This window comes from Rhodoferax sp., from assembly GCF_037143375.1.
Lineage (GTDB): Bacteria > Pseudomonadota > Gammaproteobacteria > Burkholderiales > Burkholderiaceae_C > Rhodoferax.
In genome coordinates, this window is record NZ_JBAWYV010000141.1 from 1 (window position 1) to 7,702 (window position 7,702).

The following is a 7,702-nucleotide window of genomic DNA, read 5'->3' on the forward strand; positions in this document are numbered from 1 at the left end:
TTGTTTTTAGCGCGGGTGGCGAAATTGGTAGACGCACCAGGTTTAGGTCCTGACGTCCGCAAGGATATGGGGGTTCGAGTCCCCCCCCGCGCACCATGATATTTAGGAGCATTACGATGACTGTTACTGTTGAAACACTGGAAAAGCTGGAACGAAAAATCACTCTGACCTTGCCGATTGGCATCATTCAGTCAGAAGTTGAATCGCGCCTGAAAAAACTCGCTCGCACCACCAAAATGGACGGTTTCCGTCCCGGTAAAGTGCCCATGAGTGTGGTCGGCCAGCGTTACGGCTACTCGGTTCACATGGAAGTGATGAACGACAAGGTTGGCGAAGCGTTTGCCACTGCCGCCAACGAAGCTAAATTGCGCGTGGCTGGCCAGCCCCGCATTACCGAGTCCGAAGCCTCGCCTGAAGGCGTGATGGCTTTTGATGCCGTGTTTGAAGTCTATCCAGACGTCAAAATTGCAGACCTCACCACCGCTGAAGTTGAAAAAATCACCGCTGAAGTCACCGACAGCGCCATCGACAAGACCGTTGACATTCTGCGCAAGCAGCGCCGCACCTTCGCTCAGCGCGCACAAGATGCCGCTGCCCAAGAAGGTGACCGCGTGACGGTTGACTTCGAAGGCAAGATTGACGGCGAAGTGTTTGCCGGTGGCAAAGCCGAAGACTTTCAGTTCATCGTGGGCGATGGCCAGATGCTCAAGGAATTTGAAGACGCTACCCGTGGCATGAAGTCCGGCGAGAGCAAAACCTTCCAATTGGCATTCCCCGCTGAATACCACGGCAAAGATGTCGCTGGTAAAACAGCTGACTTCATGGTCACGCTGAAAAAAGTTGAAGCTGCGCACCTGCCTGAAGTGGACGAAGCTTTGGCCAAGTCTCTCGGCATTGCCGACGCGACCGTCGAAGGTTTGCGCGCTGACATCAAGAAAAACCTCGAGCGCGAAGTCAAGTTCCGCTTGCTGGCTCGCAACAAACAAGCCGTCATGGACGCGTTGGTGGCCAAGGCTGAGTTGGATTTGCCCAACACCAGCGTGCAAGCTGAAATCAGCCGTCTGCTCGAAGGCGCCCGTGCGGATCTCAAGCAACGCGGCATCAAGGACGCTGACAAGGCACAGATCCCTGACGACATCTTCCGTCCTCAGGCCGAGCGTCGTGTGCGTTTAGGCTTGGTGGTCGCCGAGTTGGTTCGCTCCAACAACCTGCAAGCCAAGACCGAGCAAATCAAGGCGCACATCGAAGAGCTGGCTGCCAGCTACGAAAAACCAGCCGACGTGATGCGTTGGTACTACAGCGACAACAACCGCCTGGCCGAAGTCGAAGCCATCGTGATTGAAAACAATGTGACCGATTTCGTGCTGGCACAAGCCACTATCAGTGAAAAAAGCGTGTCGTTTGATGAACTGATGGCTCAAAAATAAGACGAAGGCCACCTTCGGGTGGTCGTTATGGGGCTGGTGCCGGGCTTGTAGTCTTGCATTTAAGCCCCATTCTCTTTGGGGTGCCTATTTTTCGGTACAGTATTAGATTATTTGGAGACAGCATGAACGAGCGATTTGGTGCAATGGATACACAAGCTTTGGGCATGGTGCCTATGGTGATTGAGCAATCAGGTCGTGGTGAGCGGTCCTATGACATTTATTCGCGTCTGCTCAAAGAGCGCGTGATTTTTCTGGTGGGCCCAGTCAATGACTACGTGGCCAACTTGGTAGTGGCGCAGTTGCTGTTTTTGGAGAGTGAAAATCCTGACAAGGATATTTCTTTCTACATTAACTCGCCCGGTGGTTCCGTCAGCGCTGGCATGGCCATTTACGACACCATGAACTTCATCAAGCCAGAAGTGTCCACACTGTGTACCGGCATGGCCGCCAGCATGGGTGCATTTTTGTTGGCCGCGGGTGCCAAGGGAAAACGGTTTTCCTTGCCCAATTCAAAAATTATGATTCACCAGCCTTCCGGTGGCAGTCAAGGTCAGGCGACAGATATTGAGATTCAAGCCCGCGAGATATTGAAGACGCGTGAGCAACTCAACATCATTTTGGCCGAACGTACCGGTCAATCGCTTGAGCGAATTGCGCTCGATACAGAACGTGATTACTACATGTCGGCTGAAGAATGCAAGGAATATGGCCTGATTGACAAGGTTATTGCCAAACGAGTTTGAAACCCTTTGGGTTTTATTCGTCGCAGGTTTGTTGCAATCGCGGTGCTTTTTATCAATGAAAGCACCGTTTTTATTTGAGTATCATTCGGTAATTTTCCGAAAAGGGTGAAGTTCACATGGCCGAAAAAAAAGGCGCCTCCAGCGAGAAAACTCTTTATTGCTCTTTTTGCGGCAAAAGCCAGCACGAAGTCAAAAAGCTTATTGCTGGCCCATCGGTATTTGTTTGCGACGAATGTATTGACCTGTGCAACGAGATCATTCGTGATGAATTGCCCGGTAGCACCGAAGCACTCAAAGCGGGCGACGAGTTGCCCACGCCTTCAGAGATCAAGGCCAACCTTGACAGTTATGTCATCGGTCAGGAACCGGCGAAACGCACCTTGGCGGTGGCGGTTTACAACCACTACAAACGTCTGAAGCACAAGGAAAAAGCCAAAAAAGATGACGTAGAACTTTCGAAAAGCAATATTTTGCTGATCGGCCCTACCGGTTCTGGCAAAACGTTGTTGGCCCAAACGTTGGCCCGTATGCTGGATGTACCCTTTGTCATGGCCGATGCCACGACGCTGACCGAAGCCGGTTATGTGGGTGAAGACGTCGAGAATATTGTGCTCAAGCTGCTGCAGAGTTGCAATTACGAAGTCGAACGGGCTCAGCGTGGCATTGTCTATATTGATGAAATTGACAAGATTTCGCGTAAATCAGACAACCCATCCATCACACGTGATGTGTCTGGCGAGGGTGTCCAGCAAGCGTTGCTCAAGCTGATTGAAGGCACTATGGCCAGCGTGCCACCACAAGGCGGGCGCAAACACCCCAATCAGGATTTTGTTCAGGTTGATACCACCAATATTTTGTTCATTTGTGGCGGTGCATTCTCCGGGCTTGAGAAGGTGATTGACAACCGTACCCAATCGTCTGGCATCGGTTTTGGGGCTTCTGTAAAAAGTAAAGAGCAGCGCAGTCTGACCGAGGTTTTCAAGGATGTTGAGCCAGAGGATTTGATTAAATTCGGTATCATTCCAGAGTTGGTCGGTCGTATGCCTGTGGTGGCAACGCTGGCTGAGCTCAGTGAAGATGCTTTGGTGCAAATCCTGACGGAACCCAAAAATGCGCTGGTCAAGCAATACGCCAAATTGTTGGCGATGGAAGGGGTCGATCTTGAAATTCGCCCTTCCGCCTTGAAAGCTATCGCTAAAAAAGCGTTGGCCCGCAAGACTGGCGCACGGGGTTTACGCTCGATTTTGGAATTGGCACTTATTGACACCATGTACGAGTTGCCCAATGCCGCCAACGTCGATAAAGTTGTTGTGGATGAATCCACAATCGATGAAAACAAGCCACCTTTGCTGGTCTACCGTGAAGCGGCGAAGAAGGCTTGATTAGACTGGCTTTCCTGTGCGTTTACTCATATTTGAGTTGTCCGTCTCCAGTCAATAATCACATGCGGGTTGAAGACCCGCATAGTTGATCCATATTTAACAGGTAACAAAAAGGTTTCCTCATGTCTGGTCATACCCCATTGCCTGCCACTCCCCTTGACTTGCCACTGTTGCCATTGCGCGACGTGGTGGTTTTCCCGCACATGGTTATTCCCCTTTTTGTGGGACGGCCCAAGAGCATCAAGGCCCTTGAAGCTGCCATGGAGTCAGAGCGACGCATCATGCTGGTCGCGCAAAAAGCTGCGGCCAAAGACGATCCACTTGTGACCGACATGTTTGATGTCGGATGCGTTTCCACCATTCTTCAAATGCTGAAGCTGCCGGATGGCACGGTTAAAGTGTTGGTCGAAGGCCAGCAGCGCGCCCGAGTCAATAAAATTGAAGAAGGTGATTTGCATTTTTCTGCGAATGTGACTCCGGTTGAGGCGCAAGCAGAGCCTGAAGCCAAGCCTCGCGGCAAGGCGAGTGAAGTCGAGGCCTTACGTCGCGCCGTCATGCAGCAGTTTGACCAGTACGTCAAACTCAACAAAAAAATTCCGCCAGAAATCCTGACCTCGATCTCAAGCATTGATGACGTTGGTCGCTTGGCTGACACCATTGCTGCTCATTTGCCACTCAAGCTGGAAAGCAAACAAGCCGTTCTGAATCTTTCAAATGTGAAAGAGCGTCTGGAAAACCTGTTTGAGCAAATCGAGCGCGAAGTTGACATTCTGAATGTCGACAAGAAAATTCGTGGCCGTGTTAAACGCCAAATGGAAAAAAATCAGCGTGATTTTTATCTGAATGAACAGGTGAAAGCCATCCAGAAGGAATTGGGCGAGGGCGAAGATGGTGCTGACATTGATGAGATCGAGAAAAAGATCAAGTCATCCAAAATGTCGAAAGAGGCGCTGAAAAAGGCGGAAGGCGAACTTAAAAAGCTTAAGCTCATGTCGCCTATGTCAGCAGAGGCCACAGTGGTGCGCAACTACATTGATGTGCTGACTGGTTTGCCGTGGGCTGGCAAAACCAAGATCAAGCACGATCTGGGTAACGCTGAGAAAGTGCTTAACGAAGACCACTATGGCTTGGATAAAGTAAAAGACCGCATTCTTGAGTATCTTGCGGTTCAGCAGCGCGTTGAAAAGGTGAAGGCGCCTATCTTGTGTCTGGTCGGACCTCCTGGCGTCGGCAAAACCTCTTTGGGTCAGTCGATTGCCAAGGCCACGGGGCGCAAATACATTCGCATGGCCTTAGGCGGCATGCGCGACGAAGCTGAAATTCGTGGGCACCGACGCACTTACATTGGCGCGATGCCAGGAAAAGTCCTGCAAAACCTGTCCAAAGTGGGAACGCGCAATCCACTTTTCTTGCTTGATGAAATTGACAAGCTGGGGACCGATTTCAGGGGCGATCCGTCAAGTGCTTTGCTTGAAGTGCTTGACCCTGAGCAAAACCACAAGTTTGGCGATCACTACGTCGAGGTGGATTTCGATTTGAGCGATGTCATGTTTGTGGCCACGTCCAATTCCATGAACATCCCGCCTGCGTTGCTGGATCGGATGGAAGTTATTCGACTTTCCGGTTACACCGAAGATGAAAAAACCAGCATTGCCATCAAATATTTGTTGCCCAAGCAACTGACCAACAATGGCGTCAAGAACGAAGAGCTATTGATCAGCGATGAAGCTGTGCGCGACATTGTTCGTTACTACACCCGCGAAGCTGGGGTTCGTTCTCTTGAGCGTGAACTCTCGAAAATATGCCGTAAGGTGGTTAAGGGACTGCAACTGAAGAAGATGGTGCCGCAGGTTCAGGTGACGGCCGATAACTTGAACGAGTTCCTAGGTGTTCGCAAATACTCATACGGTCGAGCCGAACAGCAAAACCAAGTGGGCCAGGTTGTTGGCTTGGCGTGGACTGAAGTAGGTGGTGATCTGTTGACGATTGAGGCCGCCATGATGCCCGGTAAAGGTGTTATCACGCGAACTGGCTCCTTAGGTGACGTGATGAAGGAATCTGTAGAAGCTGCCCGAACAGTGGTGCGCAGTCGGTCGCGTCGTTTGGGTATCAAGGATGAGTTTTTTGAGAAAAAAGACATTCACATTCACGTGCCAGATGGCGCCACTCCCAAAGACGGTCCCAGTGCGGGTGCGGCAATGACGACGGCCTTTGTTTCTGCCATGACGGGCATTCCGGTAAGGGGTGATGTGGCGATGACGGGTGAGATCACATTGCGGGGTGAAGTCACTGCCATTGGCGGTCTGAAAGAGAAACTTCTGGCTGCCCTGCGTGGCGGCATCAAGACGGTGATCATCCCGGAGGAAAATGCCAAAGACTTGCAGGACATTCCTGAGAATGTAAAAAATGGGCTGGAAATTGTTCCGGTACGTTGGATTGACAAAGTGCTGGAAATTGCCCTCGAAAGAATGCCGACGCTTTTGGTGGATGATGAACCTCTGGTTGCTGCGGTGGCAGAGGTGACTACGCCTGGTTCTGATTTGGCAGGCTCCGTAAAGCATTAATGTTTTGACTCTTTACTTGAGAGTAAAGAAAAGCAAGCTATAATTTAAGGCTGCAATATGCGGGAGTAGCTCAGTTGGTAGAGCGCAACCTTGCCAAGGTTGAGGTCGAGAGTTCGAGACTCTTCTCCCGCTCCATTTTAAAAAATGGAGTTTGCGGTTGATATATGCGGGAATAGCTCAGTTGGTAGAGCGATACCTTGCCAAGGTATAGGTCGAGAGTTCGAGCCTCTTTTCCCGCTCCAAATTTAAAATGGGAAGCACTTGCTTCCCATTTTTTTAAATAAATGGCGCGATAGCAAATCGGTTATGCAACGGATTGCAAATTGGTCTGACCCACCTTAAAAGAAGCCCTCTCCTCTGAGGGCTTTTTCGTTTGTGCCTCAAAACGCCTCAAAATGACTCAGGGATCGGTTGAAAACCGATAATCGACTCTACGGTTTATCCGTCGCAAAATGACGGTTGTGTTTTCGGCGCAAAAGAGTTAATAGGAGCAGCAGGGGAGAATATATGAATGTCAAACGAATCAAAACTGGTGGCCGTGTATCACTTGACCCCATATCACCCATTGTAGTAGCAACAATCCGTTTGACTTCTGCCCAGCGCGACAAACTGGCAAAACTGGGTGGCGCAGATTGGGTGCGCCGAATGATCGACTACGCACCTATTCCAACATCAAAGCAATAAGTTGTTTGATTTTTTCAGGCTGGTCAAGTGCCAGTGTGAGAAGCATGGCAAACTTTGTGGCAGAGACTTTTGTTTCTGGCCCAAGTTCTTCGCCAAGCCTCTTGATGATGTTATTCAATTCAAACTTACTTATATACGAGGGGGTAGTTCCGTCCACTGGTATGTCAAGCGCACCAAATGGCAAGTTGAGAAGCTTCTCGAACTTTCGTGCCCCTTTTTCAGACACGACTCGGTAAGGCGTTGGGCCAATCATATGAGTCAGATAAGGCGAACTTATCCCAAGTTGTTTGGCAAACTCAGTCTGATTATTTGAGTTCTTAGCAAGTCTTCTCAGATTTGCAGCTCTTATTTGATCAATTTTCATGTTTTCCCTGCGTAATTATTCAAACTATATCTTTAGCAAATTTATCTTAATTGGTGTTTTAACAAAAGATAAAGCGTAATGCTAAAAACATTACTTTTAACTTTTTTTTACTCCTACTGTGTTCGAATTGCTTGTTTTTGAACACTGCATATCAGTCTCCTATGTAGTTGCTTGCTATACCGAATTGGTAACCGGTTGCACAAAGCAAGTTCGCGCACTAAACAATGTTTAGCAAACTGTGTTCGTTCCAGACGGTGTTATCAAGGGGGCAGCACCTTCGCTTACAATAGCAACGGTTGAAATATACGGCGGGTTAGCAAAGAGGTTATGCAGTGGATTGCAAATCCACCCAGAACGGTTCGATTCCGTTACCCGCCTCCAAGGATCGTTTTTTCAACGGATAAAATCTTCAAGGAAATACGTGTTTTTTTGTCGGTTTTCAAACGGTTTTTTATCGTAAGTCGTTGATTTATAAGGCGCAGGACGGATTGCAAATCCGTCTAGCCCAGTTCGACTCTGGGTCGCGCCTCCAGTTATA

The 7,702-nt window shown here is 49.5% G+C and carries 5 protein-coding genes and 4 tRNA genes; 8 read left to right on the forward strand and 1 reads right to left on the reverse strand.

The genetic code is table 11. From position 1 onward, the window contains the following. Positions 1-9: 9 nt before the first annotated feature. The 7 genes from WCG50_RS15640 (at position 10) to WCG50_RS15670 (ending at position 6,358) form a co-directional block, all read left to right on the forward strand. A tRNA-Leu gene (locus tag WCG50_RS15640) sits at positions 10-96 on the forward strand. A 20-nt stretch (positions 97-116) separates the two neighbouring features. After that, a complete protein-coding gene (gene tig / locus WCG50_RS15645; protein ID WP_336900530.1) occupies positions 117-1,427 on the forward strand; it encodes a trigger factor in 1,311 nt (436 codons plus the stop codon). 122 nt (positions 1,428-1,549) lie between these two features. Further along, positions 1,550-2,170, forward strand: a complete 621-nt coding sequence (gene clpP, locus WCG50_RS15650; RefSeq protein ID WP_336900531.1) for an ATP-dependent Clp endopeptidase proteolytic subunit ClpP — start codon at positions 1,550-1,552, stop codon at positions 2,168-2,170. A gap of 116 nt (positions 2,171-2,286) precedes the next feature. Further along, complete coding sequence (gene clpX, locus WCG50_RS15655) at positions 2,287-3,552, forward strand: ATP-dependent Clp protease ATP-binding subunit ClpX (RefSeq protein WP_336900532.1); 1,266 nt, start codon at positions 2,287-2,289, stop codon at positions 3,550-3,552. 122 nt (positions 3,553-3,674) lie between these two features. After that, the gene (gene lon, locus WCG50_RS15660) at positions 3,675-6,116 is read left to right on the forward strand and encodes an endopeptidase La (protein WP_336900533.1); all 2,442 of its coding nucleotides are present in this window, start codon (positions 3,675-3,677) and stop codon (positions 6,114-6,116) included. 59 nt (positions 6,117-6,175) lie between these two features. Then, positions 6,176-6,251: transfer RNA gene (locus WCG50_RS15665), tRNA-Gly, on the forward strand. 31 nt (positions 6,252-6,282) lie between these two features. Continuing rightward, positions 6,283-6,358, forward strand: a tRNA-Gly gene (locus tag WCG50_RS15670). 419 nt (positions 6,359-6,777) lie between these two features. On the opposite strand, the gene WCG50_RS15675 is transcribed toward WCG50_RS15670, so the two are convergent. Then, positions 6,778-7,164 (reverse strand): hypothetical protein, encoded by a 387-nt coding sequence (locus WCG50_RS15675; RefSeq protein ID WP_336900534.1) that lies wholly within the window; start codon positions 7,162-7,164, stop codon positions 6,778-6,780. A 307-nt stretch (positions 7,165-7,471) separates the two neighbouring features. On the opposite strand from WCG50_RS15675, the gene WCG50_RS15680 reads away from it, so the two are divergent. Then, a tRNA-Cys gene (locus tag WCG50_RS15680) sits at positions 7,472-7,545 on the forward strand. The last annotated feature ends 157 nt before the right edge of the window (positions 7,546-7,702 follow it).